Below are 18,728 nucleotides of genomic sequence, written 5' to 3'. Positions count from 1 at the left end.
CCCGGCGTGCGCATATTTTCTTCGGCAATTAAATGAAATGATATTATTGTCAGCGGTAGCGCTGTGCGGCTTTGCTCTGAAACGATCATCGATGGGTAAAAAGCACAAAAAATAATCACCGCTTGCCAAAGGAGTGGGCGATGCTAAGGATGACTTTATCGAAGCGGTTGGTGTTGTCCCTAGCAGGAAGCGTTCTTCTAGCCATAGCGGCGACAACGGCCAGCCATATTATCCTCAGTCAGCGCTTGATTGAAACGGCGGCCGAGCGGGATTTGCAAACCCTGCACGCTTATTTTACTTCGTCTGTAAAATCGGAAAGCGACCGCGCCCTATCGTTGGCGGTCAGCTTGGCGGAAAATAATGCGGTCCGCGATCTCTTTGCCGCGCGGGAGCGGGAGAAGCTTCAAGCACTCCTCGCCCCGGCGTTCAAGGAACTGAAGGATAAGCACGGTGTGCGTCAGCTTCAGTTCCATATGGCGCCCGCGACATCCTTCCTGCGCGTCCATCGCCCGGAGAAGTTTGGCGACGATCTTTCGTCCTTCCGCTTCACGGTGGTTGCCGTCAATCAGGCGCAAAAGCCGGTGTCTGGGATCGAAAATGGTGTCGAGGGCCTGGGTATTCGCGGCGTGGTGCCGATGACCAAAGACCAGAAGCCCATCGGCTCGGTCGAAATCGGCCTATCGATCGATCAGTTTTTCTTCGACCGCTTGAAGGCGACGACGGGGGCCGATGTCGCGCTCTATGTAACCTCGGCCAAGGGGCTAACCAGTTTCGCCAAAACATTCGCGGACGATCCGCCCGTGCCTGCCGATACTTTGGCGGCGGCCCTGCAAGGCGCGGGGCAGACCGGAAGTTTCATGCTCGGAACCGAAACGCTTTCCTTCGTCGCCCAGCCCGTGCGCGATTATCGCGGCGATATTTTCGGCGTCGTGCTGCTGTCCCGCGACCGGGCGGAGCTTGCGGGCGTGCAGCAGCGCGCCCTGCTGATTTCGCTGGCCATCGGCGGCGCTATTTTGGTGCTGGCGCTGTTGGCCGCCTGGCGTCTTAGTCGCAGCCTGTGCGGGCCGGTTTTGGCGATGACGGCGGCAATGACCGATCTAGCCGATGGGCGGCTCGACGGCGCGATTCCCGGTCTGACCCGCCGCGACGAAATTGGCGCGATGGCGGCGGCGGTGGCAGTGTTTCAGCGCTCGATGCAGGAGGCGGAAGGGCTGCGCCGCGATCAGGCCGAAAGCCGCGCCCGCAGCGAAGCCGAGCAGCGCGAAACCCGCCTTGCCCTGGCCCGGCGGTTCGAGGATAGCGTGCAGGGCGTTGTCGCCCTGGTTGGCCGCAGTGCGTCGGCCCTGCTCGACCTCTCTCGCCAGATGAGCCGCAGTCTGCAACAGACGCTCGAGCAAGCCCGGACCGGGGCCGGAACGGTGGAGACGACGGCGCAGTATATGGAATCGCTGGCCGGGGCGGGCAATCAGCTCTCGGCCTCGGTCGGTGAAATCGGCCAGCAGGTCACCCACGCCACCGGCATTACCGGGCAGGCGACCCAGGAAGCCGCGCAAGCCGCCGATCGGATGCAGGGGCTGGACGATGCCGCCCAAAAGATCGGCGCCGTTGTGCAGTTGATCCAGCAGATCGCCGGGCAGACCAATCTTTTGGCGCTGAATGCCACCATCGAAGCGGCGCGGGCTGGGGAAGCCGGCAAGGGCTTTGCTGTGGTTGCGGCGGAAGTGAAAACCTTGGCCATGCAGACCAGCCGGGCGACCGAAGAAATCTCCCAGCAGATTACGGCGATCCAATCGGCCAGCAGCGGCGCTTCGTCGGCGATGACCGGTATCCGCACGACGATTGCCAGCATCGCCGATATTTCGACGGCCGTCGCGGCGGCGGTGGAAGAACAGGCCGCTGCGACGCGGGAGATCGCCCGTAATGTCGATGATGCGTCCGCCAGTACCCAGCGCGCCAGTCACGCGATGGGCGGGGTGCGCGAGACCATCGGGCAGGTGGATGCCCAGGCCCAGACCGTTGCCACGGCGGCGAACGATCTGGCTGGGCAGGCGGCACAGCTTCAGCAGGTGGTGACCGATTTTCTAACCCAGGTGCGCGCGGCCTAGCCGCCGAGCATACCCGCGATGGCGGTTCCAACGGCGGCGAAGGCAGCGTTGCGATCCTCCATCGATGCCTTGGTTTCAGTGAGATAGAGGCTCAGCAGGACCGGTTTGCGCTGGGGCGGCCAGATTGCCACGACATCGTTCATCGTGCCGCGTGCGCCGCTGCCGGTCTTATCCCCAACGCGCCAGGATTTCGGCAAACCGGCGCGAACCTTAGCGTCCCCCGTAGTATTGGCGATCAGCCAGAGCGTCAATTGGGTCTTGCTGGCGGGGGTAAGGGCGGGGCCGAGCAATAGGTTTTCCAGTGTTCGCGTCATAGCGGCGGGCGTTGTGGTGTCGCGCGGATCGCCGGGCAGGGCGGAATTCAGCTCCGGCTCCCAGCGGTCGAGCCGGGTTACGTTATCGCCGATGCGGCGCAGAAAGCCCGTCAGCGCGGCGGGGCCGCCCAGGACCCGCAGTAACAAATTAGCTGCCGTATTGTCGCTGACGGTCACCGCTGCGTGGCACAGTTCAGCCAACGTCAGTGTTTTTCCAACCTGGGGCTGCGTCACCGGAGCATAAGGCACAAGATCGGCGGCGGTAATCGGCAGTCGACGGTCCAGTTTATCTTCGCCAGCCTCCACCCGCGCCAGAATGGCGGCAGCAAGAACATATTTGAAGGTGCTACACATCGGAAAGCGCTCGTCAGCCCGGTGCTGCCAGCGCTTCCCGGTTTCTGTATCGTGGATCAGCACGCCAAACCGGCCCTGAAGGCGGGTTTCGAGGTCGATAATCGTCTGGGTCAGCGTATCCGGGGCGTTTTTCGCCAACCCCGGCATGACGGGGAGGGCGGCCAGCCCTCCCCCTAGAACCAGGGTGAAGCGGCGGCGAGTCAGGGTCATGGTAAAGCTCCAGCAAGCCCGCGTTGAACGCAGGGAAATCAGGGCAAGGGTTAGTTTGGTTTATGTCGGTGCGGGAGCGCATGGTGGCCGCGCTGCCGTAACCCTTGGATACGGGGATTGTTCGGCGGCGACAAATCACGATATCTGAGACGAGCCATAAAATTTTCTAGGGCATCATGGTACGCCCCTATCTGCCACTCAATGCGTTGCGCGCTTTCGAAGCCTCGGCCCGCCATCTGTCTTTCACCTTGGCGGCAGAGGAACTCTGCGTTACCCAGGCGGCGGTCAGTCACCAGGTGAAGCAGCTCGAAGCCCGGTTGAACGTCACCCTGTTCAAGCGCCTGCCGCGCGGTCTGAAAATGACGGCGGAGGGGGAGGCGCTGCTGCCCGTTCTGGGCGATAGTTTCGACCGGATCGCCGCACTGCTGCGTCGTTTCGATGGCGGCCATCTGCGCGAATTATTGACGTTGGGTACCGTCGGTACCTTCGCGGTCGGCTGGCTGCTGCCGCGCCTGCCCCGGTTCCAGGAACAGCATCCGTTCGTCGATCTGCGGCTGTTTACCAATAATAACCGCGTCGATATGGCGGCCGAGGGGCTGGATTTGGCCGTCCGTTTCGGCAATGGCGCTTGGCATAGTATCGATGCGGTCCCCCTGTTCGACGCCCCGCTGGCGCCGCTGTGCACCCCCACCCAGGCCGACGGGCTGCGGGCGCCCGCCGATCTTTTCGGGCGGATACTGCTGCGGTCCTACCGGGCCGACGAATGGCCAAGCTGGTTTACCGCGGCGGGTCATACGGGGCCGATGCCGCCGCTGAGCAGCATCACCTTCGACTCGTCGCTGACGATGATCGAAGCGGCCTTGCAGGGCGTCGGTGTTGCCTTAGCCCCGCCCCGGTTGTTCGCCCGGCAGTTGGCGGTGGGGGAGTTGGTGCAGCCTTTTCCGATAATGGCGCCGCTTGGCAGCTATTATCTCACCCGGCTGAAGTCTCGGCCGCCGACCCTGGCCATGCGTTCTTTTCAGGACTGGCTGCTGGCGGCGGTCGCGGCGGACGGATAGTTTTTCCTCCCGGTTTCGGGGCAGACTATCTGAGTATTCGGAGACACGCCATGACCCTTGCCCTGCTGCTATCCTATGCCCTGATTGCGGGCACGGCCATTCTCTCCCCTGGTCCGGCCATCTTGCTCGCCCTGCGCAATAGTATCGTCTATGGCCTGGGAGCGGTGGTCTGGTCGTCGCTCGGCAATGTGACGGGGCTGTTCTGCCTGTCGGCGGCTTCGATGCTCGGGCTGGGGATCCTGCTCAAAACCTCCGCCCTATTGTTCGGCGCGGTGAAGCTGGTCGGCGCCGGATACCTGTTTTGGATTGGGCTGCGGCATCTGTTCGGCAAGGGGCTGTTGGCTGCGCTGCCAGAGCCGGGCGGCGCGCAAACCCGTCCGCCACGCGGCAAACTCTACCGCGAAGCCGTGGGGCTGGCCCTCACCAATCCCAAGGCCGTGCTATTTTTCACCGCGCTCTTCCCGCAATTCTTAGTGCCCGATGCGCCGCTGCTGCCGCAGTTTCTGACCTTGACCGGCATTTTCATGGGCCTGTCGATCCTGTCGTTGATGGGCTATGCGCTGCTGGCCCGGCAGGCGCGCGGCTTTCTGCTGCGCCCGCTGCTGGTGCGCTGGCTGAACCGAACCATCGGCGGCATCTTCATCAGTTTTGGCGTCTTGCTCTTGACCCTGCGTCGCCCCGCCTAGTCGGTGGATAAGCAAATCATATTCTCAAAAAGGAATATTCCTTGACGGCAATATTCTGAATATGGAATATAAACGTCATGACGCTTTTCTCCGCCCTTGCCGATCCCATCCGTCGCGACATCCTCGCGCTGCTTCGCCTAGGCGAACAGCCTGCGGGGGCCTTGGTGGACCAACTCGGCCTGCCCCAACCGAATGTCTCCAAACATCTCAAAGCCTTGCGGGACGCGGGATTAGTGCGCATACGGATCGACGGCCCCTGGCGCTATTACAGCCTAGACCCGGCCCCGTTGATCGAACTCGACCGGTGGCTCGACCCCTACCGCGCCTTCTGGGCCGGGAAGCTTGATGCGCTGGAAGACCATCTCAATCGGAGTGACTGATATGACCGCAGCCCTACCGCTTGGTACCTTCGCCCGAGCAGGCGATTTCGTTGATGTGCAGTTCGACCGTTTCTATTCCCATCCTATCGACAAAGTGTGGCGCGCGCTGACCGACCCCGAGCGGTTGGCCGATTGGATGGGCGTCTCGACCGTCGAGGCCGTCGTCGGTGGCAAAATTGCGATGATGATCGGCTCCCCCGGGGCGATGCAGGGGGAAATCCTGACCTGGGACGCGCCGAATGTGCTGGAATTTACCTGGCGCAACCCAACCTCGCCGGAGGCTATTGTCCGCTACGCGCTAACGGCCGAAGGCGCCGGAACGCGGATGATCTTCACCCATACCCATATGCCCTATACCAGCAGCGCGCGGATGATGCCGGGCTGGCATTGGTTCTTCGACCGGCTGGGGGCCGCGCTTACGGGCGACGCCGCCGCAGGGCTGACGTATGAGGCGCTGCAAGATCAGTATGTGGCTACCTATGAACTTTCTGGCGTGCGCCTCGGCCATTGTGACGCTTAACTAGCGCCCCGCCCACTCGGCAATCGCCCGGTCAGCATCGGCCCAGCGCTGTACCGCGTCGGGTAGGACCGGCGACAGAATGTCTTCATCCATCGCAGCCATAATTTCGTCGGTCGGCACGGTGCCGCCCTTGCCGACGAAGGCCGCCTTAACGATGGCGTGAAAGGCCAGCCGGTCCTGCGCGTCGAAGATCTTCTGATCGAGGTAAATGAATTTCTCATCCCACCCCAGGGTGCAGGTGGTCATGGTGAACCGTTCGAACGGGCTGAGCGCCCGCCGAAAACGGCCATTGACCGCCGCAACCACGGGCATCCAGCGTCGCTGTCGCACGAGCCCCCAAAGCTTGGTGCGCAGCATCAGGTCGAGCCGCCCAAGATCGAGCAAGGTCAGGTAGCGGCCATTGTTCATATGGAAATTAAAGTCGAGGTCGTTCGGCCAGACGCGAAAGACCAGCCGTCCTTCCCCCATCAGCCGCAGCGCCGGGCGAAAACGGCGGGTGAGCAGCAGCCAGAACAGGCGGAAATAGAGGTTCATCCTCGTCCCCCTCAAAAGCAAAACCCTCTCCCTTAGGGAGAGGGTAGGGTGAGGGGAAAACCTCTGAGAGATTGGTGCGCCTCGCCCTCACCCCGCGCCTATGGCGCCGCCCTCTCCCTAAGGGAGAGGGGGCAAACCGCCCGGATCAGAAAGCTTCCGCCGGAAGCTCCATCAGCACCTTGCCGCCCGCCATGATGTTGACGAACAGCGACGCATGCTCCGGCAGCAGCTTTTGCATGAAGAAGCGGGCGGTAACGATTTTGGCTTCGTAGAAAGCCTTCTCGTCGCCGTCGAGATTCTTCATCGCCACATCCACCATCTGCGCCCACATATACCCGAGGGCGACGAGGCTGAAGAGCTTCAGATAGTCGCTGGCCGCGGCCCCCGCTTCTTCGGGCTTGGTGAAGCCTTTCTGGGCGATGGTGGCGGTGGCCATCTGAAGTTTGCCGAAGGCTTTCGCCAGCGGGCCGATAAACTCCAGCATCGCCGGGTTTTCCATCTGGGTTTCGAGATAGGCGGAAACCGGGTGGAAGAAACGGCGCATCAAGCGGCCCATATTCTGCGGCATCTTGCGACCGACGAGATCGAGCGCCTGAATACCGTTGGTGCCTTCGTAGATCTGGGTGATGCGCGCATCGCGCACCAATTGTTCCACGCCATACTCGTGGATATAGCCGTGGCCGCCGTGGACCTGCACCGCCAGATTCGCGGCGTTGAAGCCGTGATCGGTCAGGTAGGATTTGACGATCGGCGTCAGCAGCGCCACCAGATCATCGGCTTCCTGGCGCTTTTCCGGGTCGGGGTGCTTGTGCGAGAGGTCCAGCAGCATGCCAACCCAATAGGCGAGAGCGCGGCCCGCTTCGGTATTGGCGCGGATGGTCATCAGCATCCGGCGCACGTCGGGATGCACGATGATCGGGTCCGCCGCCGCGCTCTTATCCTGCTTCTTCGGATCGAGCGAGCGCATCTGCCGCCGGTCCTTGGCATAGGCGACCGCCGTTTGATAGGCGGTTTCGCTGATCCCGAGGCCCTGCATGCCGACGCCAAGGCGCGCGGCATTCATCATGGTGAACATGCAGCGCATGCCCTTATGGGCTTCGCCGATCAGCCAGCCCTGGGCATTGTCGAAGTTCATCACGGCGGTGGCATTCGCCTTGATGCCCATCTTATGTTCGAGCGAACCGCACATCACGCCATTGCGCATGCCCGGCGTGCCATCGGCTTTCGGCAGGAACTTCGGCACCAGGAACAGGCTGATGCCTTTGATGCCCGGCGGCGCGTCCGGCAGTTTCGCTAGCACCAGATGCAGGATGTTTTCAGTCAGATCATGCTCGCCGGCCGAGATGAAAATCTTCGTTCCGGTGATCGAATACGACCCGTCGCCGCGCGGTTCGGCCTTGGTGCGCATCAGCCCCAGGTCGGTCCCGCAGTGCGGTTCGGTCAAGCACATGGTACCCGACCAGGTGCCATCGACGATCTTGGCGAGATAGGTCTGCTTCAGCTCGTCCGACCCGTGGGCGGCCAGCGAATTATAAGCGCCGTGCGACAGGCCGGGGTACATGCCGAAGGAGATATTCGAAGAGCAGATGAGTTCCTGCACCACGAATTCCAGCAGATGCGGCATGCCCTGACCGCCGAAGTCGGGATCGCAGGACAGCGAGGTCCAGCCACCTTCGATGAACTTCGTATAGGCTTCCTTGAACCCGGCGGGGGTGCGAACCACGCCGTTTTCGTAATGGCAGCCTTCTTTGTCGCCCGACAGGTTAAGCGGCAGCAGCTCGTTCACGCAGAGCTTGGCCGCTTCTTCCAGCACCGCATCGAAGAGGTCCGGTGTCGCCTCTTCATAGCCGGGTAGCGCGGAAAGCTGGTCGGCCTTCAGAACTTCGTTGAGAACGAAGCGAATTTCCCGCAGAGGGGCAGCATAGGTGACCATGATCGGCCCTCCTAATTACGCAGCGGCTTGCCGGTTTCGAGCATATGCTCCATCCGGGCCAGCGATTTCGGGTTCTTGGCGAGACGCATGAAGTTGCTGCGTTCCAAGGCCAAGATATCGTCTTCCTTCAGCACCACGGTCACATCGCCGTTCGGCCCGCCGGTCAGCACTTCGGCCAGCGTTTTCGAGACGGTAATATCGTGCGGCGTTGCCTTGCCCGCGCCCGCCGCGCCATCGACGGCCATATCGAGCGCCAGCTTGGCAGTCGGCCCCGGTAGGCGGAATTCGAACTCGGCGGGCGGCTGATAGCCTTCGGCCAGGGCCAGAACCTTGGCCTTGGCGTCCGCCAGCAGCCGGTCGCGGTTCATGGTGATACCGTCTTCGGCCCGCAGGTACAGGAGTTCCTTGGCGAGAGCCGCCGACTTCGAGACCTGCGCGGTGCTGATGGTTTCGAAAACCTTGCCGATGGCTGGCATCGGGCCGCCGGGGCGGCGCTTCAGGCCCAGCCAGCGTTGCAGCATTTCCTTACAGCCGCCCCAACCAGGGATGATGCCGACGCCGACTTCGACAAGACCCATATAGGTTTCGGCGTGCGCCTGCACGGCATCGCAATGCAACAGGATTTCGCAGCCGCCGCCCAAGGCCATGCCCGACGGCGCGCCGACGACGGGGAAGGGGGCGTATTTCAGCGCCTTATAGGTCTTCTGACCGCCTTCGACGATTTCCTCGATCGCGGGCCATAGGGCGATATTGGCGGCAAAGAGCGCCAGCCCCAGGTTCGCCCCGACCGAGAAATTCGTGCCTTCGTTATAGACGACGAGGCCCTTATACCCCTTGGCCGGAATGGTCTGCACGGTCTTGGCCAGGAGGGCCATGATCTCGCTGTCGAGGCTGTTCATCTTCGAGGTGAACTCGAAGCACAGCACCCCATCGCCAATATCCCAGACGGAGGCCGAGGCGTTTTTCAACACCGGTTCCGCCCCGCGCTTCACATCGGCCAGCAGCAGCACGCCCGGACGACGCACGACCGGATGATAGGCCCCATCGGTGCCGAGGAATTCCAGCTTGCCGCCGTCTTGGCGGTAGAAGCTCTTGCCCTTGGCGGTTTCCAGCAGGGCGGGAACCGGCTTGCCGGAGGCCGCGATTTCCGCCGCCAGCCAATCGACGCCCACTTGGTCGATCAGCTCGAACGGGCCGAAGGACCAATTATAGCCAAGGCGCATGGCTTCATCGACGGCCACCACGCTATCGGCGATTTCCGGCACCAGCGAGGCGGTATAGCCAAGGGTTTGCACCAGCACGCGCTTAGCAAACTCCCCATGCGGCGAGGCATCGGTGACCAGGGCCTTCAAGGACCGACCGGCCCGATCCAGCGCTTCCGGCTTCGGCTTTTGCGCTGCCCGGTATTCGCCGGTCTTAAGGTCGATGGCTTCCTTGACCTTCTTCTTGCCGACCGCGTTCAGCCGGTAGAAACCGCCCTTGCCCTTGCGGCCCGTGTAGCCGTCGGCGATCATCTTATCCAGCAGCGGGTGCTGAATGTTGGTGCGGATGAAATCATCCGTCGGCGGTAGGACCGACTTCATACTCTTGGCGATCAGCGGCATCAGGTCGAGACCGACCAGATCGATCAGGCCGAACACGCCGGTTTTGGGAATGCCCATCGGGCGCCCGCCAATGGCATCGGCTTCTTCGACCGACAGGCCCAAGGCAATGGCTTCGTTGACCGCAACCTGGATCCAATAGGTGCCGATACGGTTGGCGATAAAGCCCGGCGTGTCCTTACACGGTACAACGCCTTTGCCCAGCGTGCGGTCGCAGAAATCTTCGATCCGGGCCAGGGCGGCCTTATCGGTTTCCGGGCCACCCACCAGTTCCAGCAAACGCATGTAGCGCGGCGGATTGAAGAAATGGGTGATCATGAAGGTCTTGCGGAACGCGTCCGACCGGCCTTCGACCAGATACTTCAAGGGAATGGTGGAGGTGTTGGAGGAGACCACCGCCTCTGGCTTTTTCAGCGCCTCCAGCTTTTCGTAAAGCCCGCGCTTGATCTCCAGGTTTTCGACGATGGCTTCGACGATCCAATCGCAGTCGGCGACCTTCGCCAGATCATCCTCGAGATTGCCCGGGGTGATCAGCTTGGCGGCGTCCTTATGCATCAACGGCGCCGGGTCCGTTTTCAGCAGCTTGTCGATGGCGCCTTTGGTGATCGCCGTGCGGTCGCCCTCTTTCGCGGCGATGTCCAGCAGCAAGACGGGAATGCCAGCGTTGGCGATATGGGCCGCAATGCCAGCCCCCATCACCCCTGCGCCGATGACGCAGGCCTTCTGCACACTCATGGATTACACCGCTTCGAGAATGGTGGCGATGCCCTGGCCGCCGCCGATGCACTGGGTCGCCAGCGCATAGCGCTTGCCTTCGCGCTTCAGCAAGGACGCCGCCTTGCCGGTGATGCGTGCGCCAGTGCCGCCGAGCGGATGACCGAGGGCGATCGCGCCGCCGTCGAGGTTGATCTTATCCAGCGACAGGCCAAGGTCGCGGATACAGGCCAGCGCCTGGGAGGCGAAGGCTTCGTTGAGTTCGACGATATCGATCTGATCGGCGGTCAGCCCGGCGCGCTTCAGCGCCTTGCGGCTGGCTTCGACCGGGCCGATGCCCATGATTTCCGGCAGGCAGCCCGACTTGGCGATGCTCTTAATCCGCGCCAAGATCGGCAGGCCGTTCTTCTTAGCGTAATCCTCCGAGCAGACGATGACCGCCGACGCGCCATCGGTGAGCGGCGAGGAGGTGCCAGCGGTGACGCTGCCAGCGGGGTCGAAGGCGGGCTTCAGCCCGGCCAGACCTTCGGCCGTGGTTTCCGGGCGGATACAGCCGTCGGCATCGACGAGACCGGCTTTGGTCTGCACGGGGATGATTTCATCCTTCAGCTTGCCAGCGGCCTGAGCGGCGGCGGCCTTCTGGTGCGAGGCGGCGGCGAAGGCTTCCTGCTCGGCGCGGCTGATGCCGTACTTCGCGGCAAGATTTTCTGCCGTCTGGCCCATGGAGGCCAAGGCGCCCGGCATGGTCTGCTGGAAAATCGGATTGGGGAGCGGGTTATAGCCCATCATCGGCACGCGGGTCATCGATTCGACCCCCGCCGCGATAAAGACTTCCCCGGCGCCCATCTGGATCGCCCCGGCGGCCATATGGATGGCTTCCATCGACGAGCCGCAGTAGCGGTTGACGGTCGCGCCGCCCACCGTCAGCGGCAGGCCCGCCAGCAGCACGGCGATACGGCCCATGTTGAAGCCCTGTTCGCCTTCCGGGAAGGCGCAGCCGAGCAGCAGGTCTTCGATATCGGCGGGATTGACCTTGGTGCGTTCCACCAGCGCCTTTACCACGCCTGCGACCAGATCATCCGGCCGCACGCGGGTTAGGCCGCCCTTATTGGCGAAATGGAACGGCGACCGGGCGTAACCGGCAATTACCACTGACGTCATCTAAACGGTCCCTCCAACCTTGTCTCGGCTGGCCCATTGATGCCGGAGCGGCGGCGGCCAGCCTGGTTAACTTTTGTCCGAAGCCCCTTTGCTGCCCAGCAGGTGCAGCACCTCGCCTTCGATCTCGCGCAGTTCCTGTAAGGTGACGGTCAGATCGCGCAACTGCTGCTCAAGATCGACAATCCGTTCGCGGCCCTTCTTTAAGGTCGCTTGCAGTTGCGTCACTTGGCTGCGGTCGGCGTCGTAAAGGTCCAGCAGTTCCTTAATGTCGGCGAGGCTGAACCCTAAGCGCTTACCGCGCAGGATCAGCTTTAGCCGCGCCCGGTCCCGCGCTGTGTAGATGCGCGCGCCGCCGATGCGGCTGGGGGCGATCAGACCCTGATCCTCATAGAAGCGGATCGTGCGGGGGGAAATCGAATGTTCCTCCGCCAGATCGCCGATGGAGAAAAGTTTCTGCGCCTGAACTTGCTCGACCTGCACCATACCGGAAGCTACCCAATTCGGAAGGTAGTTGACGTATACGTAATCCACCCCCGCTGTGCTGTCAAGTCGCCATCGGAGCGGGTTTGACGGGCGGGGATGAACTCAACGTGGGTCAGCCTTTACGGGCCTTAGCAGCTTCGTACTTTGCCCGCTCTTCCGCGACCAGTTCCTTTTTTGACAATTTGCCAATCATGGTTTTGGGCAATTCGGTGCGGAATTCAATTTTCTTAGGCATTTCAATGGGCGAGAGGCGGGTTTTGAGGAACTCGGTCAGCTCCTCACTTGTAAGTTTTTCGCCCTCCTTCAGCACGATGAAGGCTTTCACCGTCTCGCCGCGATATTCATCGGGCACGCCGATGACGGTGGTTTCCTTCACCGCCGCATGCTGATAGATCGCCTCCTCCACCACGCGCGGGTAGACATTGTAACCGCCGCACAGCACGACATCCTTGATGCGGTCGACCAGATGCACGAAGCCCTCTTCGTCCATATAGCCAACGTCGCCGGTGCGTAAAAACTCGCCGAGGAAGACTTTTTCCGTCTCCTCCGGCCGCTTCCAATAGCCCAACATCACTTGCGGGCCTTTGACGCACAATTCGCCCTTCTCGCCGCGCGGTACGATCTTGGTCGGATCTTCAAGATCGCGCAGTTCCGGCCACGTGCCGGTCAGCGGCAGGCCGATGGATCCGGCTTTCACGCGCCCGTCCAAGGGATTGCAGAAGGTGATCGGCGAGGCTTCGGTCAGACCATAGCCTTCGACCAGGATGCAGCCGGTTAGTTCTTCGAACTTCTGCTTCACCTCGACCGGCAGCGGCGCCCCGCCCGACAGGCCGAAGCGCAGCGAGCGCAGATCGTATTTCGCCAACTCTTTGTGATTGTTCATGGCGGTATAAATCGTTGGCACGCCCGCCATCAGCGTCGGTTTCTTCTTGGTGATCAATTCCAAGGTCTGATCGAGATCGAAGCGCGGCAGCATCATGATCTCGGTGCCCGATGCGATGGCGAGATTCTGGATCGCCGTCATCGCAAAGACATGGAAGAAAGGCAGCACCCCGACCACGCTTTCCTGACCGTGGCGCATACCGGGGAACCAGCGCACGGCCTGAATAGCATTGCTGTAAAGATTATAGTGGCTCAGCATCGCGCCCTTGGGGATGCCAGTCGTCCCGCCGGTATATTGCAGCACGGCAATATCGCGCTTCGGGTCCAGCGCCACGGGCTGCGGCTTGGCGGCGCCGCCAATCAGTGTGCGATAAGCGATATGGCGCCCGTCCATCGTGATCGCGGCAACTTCCTTGCGCTTCAGCAGCGGAAACAGGAAGTTTTTCGGGAATGGCAAAGCCTCGGCAAAGGGGCAGATTACCGCCTGTTTCAGTACGCCTTGATCCAGCAGCAGCTTGATCTTCGGGTAGAGCACCGCAAGATCGAGCGTCACCATCATTTTGGTGTCGCTATCCAGCGCCTGCTTCTCCAGCTCCTTTTCGGCATACAGCGGGTTGAAGTTCACCACCGTGCCGCCCGCCTTCAGAATGGCGAAGAAGAAGATGGTGTAATAGGGGCAATTCGGCAGGAACAGGCCAACCTTGGTGCCGCGCCCCACGCCTTCGCGCTGCAGGCCTGCCGCCACCCGGTCCACTAGGGCGCCAATCTCGCCATAGGTATATTTCTTGCCGAGGAAATCGATCATCGGGCGCTTGGCGTAGGTCGCAACCGATTCGTCCAGCAAGGCATAGAGGGGGGCCAACGGCAGCGGCGCCGAATGGTCCACATCTTTGGGGTAGTTGATCTGCCACAGCTCAAGCCCCTGGGGGCCGGTCGCGGGGGTCACCGCGCTCACAGCTTCGCTCATCGCTTCCTCCGACGTGACGTCGGCTCCCTGTATAAGCCGGATCGTGCGTTGCTACCCGGTCGTTTGCTCAGGCGTCATTATACTCTACACTTGGGGAGAGTGACGCGCCTCTACAACAGAACCGCACTTTGCCGGTAACGTCAATTCATTTACGAAGACGTTAGTTCGTGTCACTATAGGGAAACGCCCAGCCGCCAAACCGCCCCCGCAGAGTCAACGATGGGACGGCGCGCGCCCCAGGGACCGGTTCGAAGGGAGGACCATCATGCTGAAAACCCACGCCCCGGCGGCGGATGCCACCGCTGCGCCCGTTCTGGTCGAACGGCACCATCACGTCGCCTATGTCACCCTCAACCGCCCGCCGGTGCTGAATGCGCTGAACGAGGCGATGCTGAATAAGCTGATCACTGTCTTCCAAGCCCTCAGCCAGGAAACCGACGTGCATTGCGTCGTGCTGCGTGGCGCGGGCGATGCCTTTATGGCGGGCGGCGATATTAAAGAATTCCGTCAGCAGACGGCGATGCCAGAAGCGGAGCGGCTGCATCTCTTCCAGGGGATGCTGGCACGGGTGGGTATTCTGGTCGAAACCATGCGGGCGATGCCGCAGCCGGTCATCGCGTCGGTCCACGGGGCGGCGGCGGGCTTCGGGATGAGCTTGGTGCTGGCCTGCGATTTGGCGATTGCTGCTGAAGACGCCACCTTCACCCTCGCCTATTGCCACCTCGGCGTCACCCCGGACGGCGGCGCCACTTGGTTCCTGCCCCGCCTTGTCGGGCTGAAACCCGCCTTCGAGATCGCGGCCCTGGGCGAGCGGATCGAGGCGCCGCGCGCCGCCGATCTGCGCATCATCAACCGCGTCGTGCCGAAGGATGCGCTGCCGGAAGCGACGGAAGCCCTCGCCCGCCGTCTCGCCTCCGGCCCGCGTCAGGCGCTCGCCCGCACGAAAGCATTGCTGAATGCCGCCTTTGGCGCCCCGCTGCCCGATCAATTGCGCCGGGAAGGCGAGGCCTTCTCGCGTAGCACGCTGACGCCGGATTTCATCGAGGGCGTTTCGGCCTTCGTCGAAAAGCGCCGCCCGCAGTTCAATCAGTCATAACCAAAAATAGGGACGAAACCCATGAGCAGCCTTCGCGGCAAAACCCTTTTCATCACCGGCGCGTCGCGCGGTATCGGCAAGGCCATCGCCCTGCGCGCCGCCCGCGATGGGGCCAATATCGTCATTGCCGCCAAAACCACCGAGCCGCACCCGAAGCTGCCTGGCACGATCTATACGGCGGCCGAGGAAATCGAGGCCGCGGGCGGCAAAGCCCTGGCCCTGCCGGTCGATATCCGCGAAGAAGCCGAAGTGCGTGCGGCGGTGGCGGAGACGGTGGCGAAATTCGGTGGCATCGACATTCTGGTGAACAACGCCAGCGCCATCAACATCAGTGGCACGCTGGAAACGCCGATGAAGCGCTACGATCTGATGCATCAGGTCAATGCACGCGGCACCTACCTTTGCTCGCAAGCCTGCCTGCCGGAGCTGCTGAAGGCGGAAAACCCGCATATCTTGATGCTGTCGCCGCCGCTGAATATGGTGGAGAAATGGTTCGCCCCCCATGTCGCCTATACGATGGCGAAATATGGGATGAGCATGTGCGTGCTCGGGATGGCTGGGGAGTTCCGGGGCCGCGTTGGCGTCAACGCTCTCTGGCCGCGCACGATCATCGCCACGGCGGCACTGGCGATGCTGGGCGAGGGCGAAGGGCTAATTTCGGCCAAGAATGGCCGCACGCCGGAAATCGTTGCCGATGCCGCCCATGTGGTGCTAACCCGCGACGGTAAGTCGACCACGGGCAATTTCTTCATCGACGATGAGGTGTTGGCCAGCGCCGGGATCACCGATCTTTCGGGCTATGCGGTCGATCCCAGCCAGCCTCTGTTCCCGGATATTTTCCTGTAAGCGGCCTTACGCCGTAAAACCCCTCTCCTCCAGCCTGAGGAGAGGGGTTTTTTTCGCTGCTGCTACTCGCTAAACGTCACCACCAGCTTATCTGCCGCTTGGGGCAGATCCTTCAATTCGACCTTGAAGGGTTCGGCGGCATTCGGCGGCAGGGCAGGACCGGCGAAGACCCATTCCTTCAGCACCTTATCGTCCGGGCCGCTAACGATGGCTTTCAGCTTCGGCGCGGGTTTGGCGTTGCCGGTCGTATTGAGCACGCGGCCTTCGATGATCAGCAGCCCCACATCGTCGCGGCGGGTAGAGGCGACATCGGCAAGGTCGAAGCCCTCCCCGGCAAAACCGACCGGCAGCCCGGCGCGGGCATAGGCGATAGCGGCGGGCGGCCAGACTTCGACGATTTTGGTACGCCCGAAATAAAGCCCCGCAGTGGTGCCGCAGAAGATCAACACCAGCAAAGCCCAACCGATGGGCGATCCGGCGCTGCGTTTGGCGGCGGGCGCGGCGGCGCGGGCGGGCTTACCCGGCTTCTTATGGATCGGCGGATCGAGCGGCGGCGGCGTCATATCGCTGAAATCCTCCGCATCGGCGGTTTTCAGCTTGTCGCGTAGCGCATCGGCGCTCACCATTTCGTCGGACGGCGGCAGGTTGCGGCCCCGGCCCTTGGCGGGTTTCGGCGCCGGTTCATCCTCGTCATCGTCCATCGCGAACAGGCTTTTGGCGATGATCGATTCGGTGCTGGCCGGGGCGGTTTTCGCATCGGCGGCGGCGTCGGCCATCGCGGCGAGGAAATCCATCGGCGGCAGGTCAGGCTCGGCCTTCGGGGTAATCGGGGCGTTCAGGAACGCATCGAAATCATCGTCTATCGATGATCCAGCGGGCGGTGGCCGGACGATGGAGGCATCGTCGGGCTGGCCTGCACGGGCTTTCGGCGCGGCGGGGGCCATCTCCGGCGCGGCGGAAAACATCGGTGGCAGCGATGGCGTGTCGTCGCCCGCATCCGGTAACCATGTGTGGCCGCAGCTGGAGCAGCGGACCATCCGGCCAGGGTTTGCCAGGTCGGTCGAATTGACGGTCCAGCGGGTGTCACAGGAGGGACAGGTCAGTATCATCGCATTTTTACCCGATTTCGGTTGCGTAAGTTATACGAACCGGCGGACGTAACGGCAAGAAATCAGCGTCGGCCCTCTGCACAATGGCTTGAAAGCCGTCGATTTTTCCGGCCCTCTTGCAGCGACGGAAGTAGGACGGCGGCACCGGGAGAAAGATGCTTACCTTCGACAATGTCGGGATGCGCTACGGCACAGGGCCGGAAGTTCTGCGCGACGTCAGCTTTTCCCTGGCGCCCGGCTCGTTCCATTTCCTGACCGGGGCGTCGGGCGCGGGCAAGACGACCTTGCTGCGGCTGATGTATCTTGCCCAGAAGCCGACGCGCGGCACGCTGACGCTGTTCGGCAAGGATGTGGTCACGCTGCCGCGCGCCGAACGGCCCGATCTGCGCCGCCGCATTGGGGTGGTTTTTCAGGATTTCCGCCTGCTTGACCATCTGACGGCGCTGGAAAATGTCGCCCTGCCGCTGCGCATCGCCGGGCATAGTTCGGCGGAGATCGACGCTCATGTGGCCGAGCTTCTGTCCTGGGTCGGCCTTAAGAATCAGGTCCACGCCAAGCCCGCCCAGCTTTCCGGCGGGCAGCAACAGCGCGTTGCCATCGCCCGTGCCGTCATCGCCCGGCCCGATTTGCTGCTGGCCGACGAGCCGACGGGGAACGTCGATGACCGGATCGCCGTGCGCCTGCTGCATTTGTTCGAAGAGATGAACAAGGTCGGCACGACCATCGTCTTCGCCACCCATAATCAGCAGCTCATCAGCCGCTTCCCGCACCCGGTGCTGCATGTGGAGCAGGGGGAAGTACATTTGCTGCCGCCCGGTAGTAATCCTTTCGGCCCCGAAACGAATGGGGGGGCAGCATGAAGATTCCGCTACTCTCCGGCCCCCTGCCCGGTCTTGGGCATCCGTTGCCGTTGCGGGCCGATGAAGGCGGGCGCTTCCTGCCCGCCATCGTTGCGATCATGACGTTGCTGGCGCTCCTCGCGCTTGCCGGGGCGTTGGCGGTGCATCGCGGCGCCCAGGCGTGGGATAAAGAAGTCACGGGGTCGGCCACCGTGCAAGTCATCCCCGGTCCCGACGCGGCGGAGGTCGGTAAGCGGGTGGAGGCGGCGGTAACGCTCTTGCTCGCCCAGCCCGGCGTAACCTTGGCGCAACCGCTACCGCCTGAAGCCGGGGCCGCGCTCGTCGCCCCCTGGCTGGGGGAACTCACGGGCGCCGCCGAACTGCCAATCCCGCGCTTGATCGCCGTTTCGGTCGATCCCGCCGTCGCCTCGCAAGAGGCGATCCGCACGGCGCTGAAGGCTATCCCCGGTACCCGCTATCAAGATCATCTGACGTGGTTGGAGCCGATTCGCAAAGCGGCGACGGCGGCGCGTTGGCTGGCGGTCGTCGTTCTCGGCGTCATCGGCGGCGCAGCCGTGCTGACCGTGCTCTTTGCCACCCGGACGGCCCTGGCGGTGCAGCAGGATGTGATCGAGGTGCTGCACCTGATCGGCGCGCGCGACGGCTATATCGCCGTGGGTCTCGCCCGGCAGACGATGGGGCGGGCGTTGCTTGGCGCCCTGATCGGTGGGTTTCTGGCGGTGGTGGTGCTGCTCGCGCTGCCCTTGCTCGCCGCCAGTGCCGCCGACGCCCCGGCGTTGCTGAAAGGCGTGCGTCTCGGCGCCCTGGATTGGGTGTGGATAGCCTTGTTGCCGCTGGCGATTTCGGCGCTGGCGGCGGCCGCCGCCTATCTGGCGGCCCTGCGGGGGCTGGCGCGTCTGCCGTGAGCCTGATTTA

17 protein-coding genes are annotated in these 18,728 nt (G+C 62.7%); 9 read left to right on the top strand and 8 right to left on the bottom strand.

Going from position 1 to position 18,728, the window contains the following annotated elements:
• Window positions 1-149 precede the first annotated feature (149 nt).
• A complete protein-coding gene (locus CHR90_RS07265) occupies window positions 150-2,105 on the top strand; it encodes a methyl-accepting chemotaxis protein (protein ID WP_170941329.1) in 1,956 nt (651 codons plus the stop codon).
• On the opposite strand, the gene bla is transcribed toward CHR90_RS07265, so the two are convergent.
• Window positions 2,102-2,983, bottom strand: a complete 882-nt coding sequence (gene bla / locus CHR90_RS07260) for a class A beta-lactamase (RefSeq protein WP_170941328.1) — start codon at window positions 2,981-2,983, stop codon at window positions 2,102-2,104. The two genes, CHR90_RS07265 and bla, sit on opposite strands and share 4 nt — an antisense overlap.
• Window positions 2,984-3,159: 176 nt before the next feature.
• On the opposite strand from bla, the gene CHR90_RS07255 reads away from it, so the two are divergent.
• The 4 genes from CHR90_RS07255 to CHR90_RS07240 all read left to right on the top strand — a co-directional run bounded on the left by CHR90_RS07255 (window position 3,160) and on the right by CHR90_RS07240 (window position 5,627).
• Window positions 3,160-4,041, top strand: a complete 882-nt coding sequence (locus CHR90_RS07255) for a LysR family transcriptional regulator (RefSeq protein WP_094408325.1) — start codon at window positions 3,160-3,162, stop codon at window positions 4,039-4,041.
• Between the two features lie 50 nt (window positions 4,042-4,091).
• Entirely contained in the window at window positions 4,092-4,727 is a 636-nt protein-coding gene (locus tag CHR90_RS07250; protein WP_094408324.1) for a LysE family translocator, read from the top strand.
• 77 nt (window positions 4,728-4,804) lie between these two features.
• Window positions 4,805-5,107, top strand: coding sequence for an ArsR/SmtB family transcription factor (locus CHR90_RS07245; RefSeq protein WP_094408323.1), 303 nt, complete (start codon window positions 4,805-4,807; stop codon window positions 5,105-5,107).
• Window position 5,108: 1 nt separating this feature from the next.
• The gene (locus CHR90_RS07240) at window positions 5,109-5,627 is read left to right on the top strand and encodes an SRPBCC family protein (protein WP_170941327.1); all 519 of its coding nucleotides are present in this window, start codon (window positions 5,109-5,111) and stop codon (window positions 5,625-5,627) included.
• On the opposite strand, the gene CHR90_RS07235 is transcribed toward CHR90_RS07240, so the two are convergent.
• The 6 genes from CHR90_RS07235 to CHR90_RS07210 form a co-directional block, all read right to left on the bottom strand.
• Window positions 5,628-6,161: an acyl-CoA thioesterase gene (locus CHR90_RS07235; RefSeq protein ID WP_094408321.1), complete on the bottom strand. Its 534-nt coding sequence runs from the start codon at window positions 6,159-6,161 to the stop codon at window positions 5,628-5,630. It lies immediately after the preceding gene.
• Window positions 6,162-6,306: 145 nt separating this feature from the next.
• Window positions 6,307-8,094, bottom strand: a complete 1,788-nt coding sequence (locus CHR90_RS07230) for an acyl-CoA dehydrogenase C-terminal domain-containing protein (RefSeq protein ID WP_094408320.1) — start codon at window positions 8,092-8,094, stop codon at window positions 6,307-6,309.
• A gap of 11 nt (window positions 8,095-8,105) precedes the next feature.
• A complete protein-coding gene (locus tag CHR90_RS07225; RefSeq protein ID WP_094408319.1) occupies window positions 8,106-10,430 on the bottom strand; it encodes a 3-hydroxyacyl-CoA dehydrogenase/enoyl-CoA hydratase family protein in 2,325 nt (774 codons plus the stop codon).
• A 3-nt stretch (window positions 10,431-10,433) separates the two neighbouring features.
• Window positions 10,434-11,570 carry a thiolase family protein gene (locus CHR90_RS07220; RefSeq protein ID WP_094408318.1) on the bottom strand — a complete coding sequence of 379 codons (1,137 nt, stop codon included), beginning with the start codon at window positions 11,568-11,570 and terminating at the stop codon, window positions 10,434-10,436.
• A gap of 66 nt (window positions 11,571-11,636) precedes the next feature.
• On the bottom strand, window positions 11,637-12,053 hold the full coding sequence (locus CHR90_RS07215; protein ID WP_094408317.1) for a MerR family transcriptional regulator: 417 nt from the start codon (window positions 12,051-12,053) through the stop codon (window positions 11,637-11,639).
• Between the two features lie 112 nt (window positions 12,054-12,165).
• Window positions 12,166-13,902: a long-chain-fatty-acid--CoA ligase gene (locus CHR90_RS07210; RefSeq protein ID WP_094408316.1), complete on the bottom strand. Its 1,737-nt coding sequence runs from the start codon at window positions 13,900-13,902 to the stop codon at window positions 12,166-12,168.
• A 265-nt stretch (window positions 13,903-14,167) separates the two neighbouring features.
• Between CHR90_RS07210 and CHR90_RS07205 the strand changes: the two genes are divergently transcribed.
• Window positions 14,168-14,998 carry an enoyl-CoA hydratase/isomerase family protein gene (locus CHR90_RS07205; RefSeq protein WP_094408315.1) on the top strand — a complete coding sequence of 277 codons (831 nt, stop codon included), beginning with the start codon at window positions 14,168-14,170 and terminating at the stop codon, window positions 14,996-14,998.
• Window positions 14,999-15,019: 21 nt separating this feature from the next.
• Window positions 15,020-15,844, top strand: coding sequence for an SDR family oxidoreductase (locus tag CHR90_RS07200; protein ID WP_094408314.1), 825 nt, complete (start codon window positions 15,020-15,022; stop codon window positions 15,842-15,844).
• Between the two features lie 62 nt (window positions 15,845-15,906).
• On the opposite strand, the gene CHR90_RS07195 is transcribed toward CHR90_RS07200, so the two are convergent.
• Entirely contained in the window at window positions 15,907-16,953 is a 1,047-nt protein-coding gene (locus CHR90_RS07195) for an MJ0042-type zinc finger domain-containing protein (RefSeq protein WP_094408313.1), read from the bottom strand.
• A gap of 155 nt (window positions 16,954-17,108) precedes the next feature.
• Here CHR90_RS07195 and ftsE point away from each other — a divergent pair, with 155 nt between their 5' ends.
• Both ftsE and CHR90_RS07185 read left to right on the top strand, forming a co-directional pair.
• Window positions 17,109-17,813 (top strand): cell division ATP-binding protein FtsE, encoded by a 705-nt coding sequence (gene ftsE / locus CHR90_RS07190; protein WP_094408312.1) that lies wholly within the window; start codon window positions 17,109-17,111, stop codon window positions 17,811-17,813.
• Window positions 17,810-18,718: a cell division protein FtsX gene (locus CHR90_RS07185; RefSeq protein ID WP_094408311.1), complete on the top strand. Its 909-nt coding sequence runs from the start codon at window positions 17,810-17,812 to the stop codon at window positions 18,716-18,718. Before ftsE ends, CHR90_RS07185 begins: the two co-directional genes overlap by 4 nt.
• The last annotated feature ends 10 nt before the right edge of the window (window positions 18,719-18,728 follow it).

The sequence above is a fragment of the Elstera cyanobacteriorum genome, assembly GCF_002251735.1.
In the GTDB taxonomy this organism is placed as follows: Bacteria; Pseudomonadota; Alphaproteobacteria; order Elsterales; family Elsteraceae; genus Elstera; species Elstera cyanobacteriorum.
Note: the sequence above shows the minus strand (reverse complement) of the source record. Positions and strands in the feature narration are given on the sequence as shown.

What these genes read in the sequence shown, in the direction of transcription:
- CHR90_RS07235 (WP_094408321.1), bottom strand. Translation starts at nt 6,161, where the DNA reads ATGAACCTCTATTTCCGCCTGTTCTGGCTGCTGCTCACCCGCCGTTTT.
- CHR90_RS07205 (WP_094408315.1), top strand. Translation starts at nt 14,168, where the DNA reads ATGCTGAAAACCCACGCCCCGGCGGCGGATGCCACCGCTGCGCCCGTT.
- CHR90_RS07245 (WP_094408323.1), top strand. Translation starts at nt 4,805, where the DNA reads ATGACGCTTTTCTCCGCCCTTGCCGATCCCATCCGTCGCGACATCCTC.
- bla (WP_170941328.1), bottom strand. Translation starts at nt 2,983, where the DNA reads ATGACCCTGACTCGCCGCCGCTTCACCCTGGTTCTAGGGGGAGGGCTG.
- CHR90_RS07250 (WP_094408324.1), top strand. Translation starts at nt 4,092, where the DNA reads ATGACCCTTGCCCTGCTGCTATCCTATGCCCTGATTGCGGGCACGGCC.
- CHR90_RS07210 (WP_094408316.1), bottom strand. Translation starts at nt 13,902, where the DNA reads ATGAGCGAAGCTGTGAGCGCGGTGACCCCCGCGACCGGCCCCCAGGGG.
- CHR90_RS07255 (WP_094408325.1), top strand. Translation starts at nt 3,160, where the DNA reads ATGGTACGCCCCTATCTGCCACTCAATGCGTTGCGCGCTTTCGAAGCC.
- CHR90_RS07225 (WP_094408319.1), bottom strand. Translation starts at nt 10,430, where the DNA reads ATGAGTGTGCAGAAGGCCTGCGTCATCGGCGCAGGGGTGATGGGGGCT.
- CHR90_RS07195 (WP_094408313.1), bottom strand. Translation starts at nt 16,953, where the DNA reads ATGATACTGACCTGTCCCTCCTGTGACACCCGCTGGACCGTCAATTCG.
- ftsE (WP_094408312.1), top strand. Translation starts at nt 17,109, where the DNA reads ATGCTTACCTTCGACAATGTCGGGATGCGCTACGGCACAGGGCCGGAA.
- CHR90_RS07200 (WP_094408314.1), top strand. Translation starts at nt 15,020, where the DNA reads ATGAGCAGCCTTCGCGGCAAAACCCTTTTCATCACCGGCGCGTCGCGC.
- CHR90_RS07265 (WP_170941329.1), top strand. Translation starts at nt 150, where the DNA reads ATGACTTTATCGAAGCGGTTGGTGTTGTCCCTAGCAGGAAGCGTTCTT.
- CHR90_RS07240 (WP_170941327.1), top strand. Translation starts at nt 5,109, where the DNA reads ATGACCGCAGCCCTACCGCTTGGTACCTTCGCCCGAGCAGGCGATTTC.
- CHR90_RS07220 (WP_094408318.1), bottom strand. Translation starts at nt 11,570, where the DNA reads ATGACGTCAGTGGTAATTGCCGGTTACGCCCGGTCGCCGTTCCATTTC.
- CHR90_RS07185 (WP_094408311.1), top strand. Translation starts at nt 17,810, where the DNA reads ATGAAGATTCCGCTACTCTCCGGCCCCCTGCCCGGTCTTGGGCATCCG.
- CHR90_RS07230 (WP_094408320.1), bottom strand. Translation starts at nt 8,094, where the DNA reads ATGGTCACCTATGCTGCCCCTCTGCGGGAAATTCGCTTCGTTCTCAAC.
- CHR90_RS07215 (WP_094408317.1), bottom strand. Translation starts at nt 12,053, where the DNA reads ATGGTGCAGGTCGAGCAAGTTCAGGCGCAGAAACTTTTCTCCATCGGC.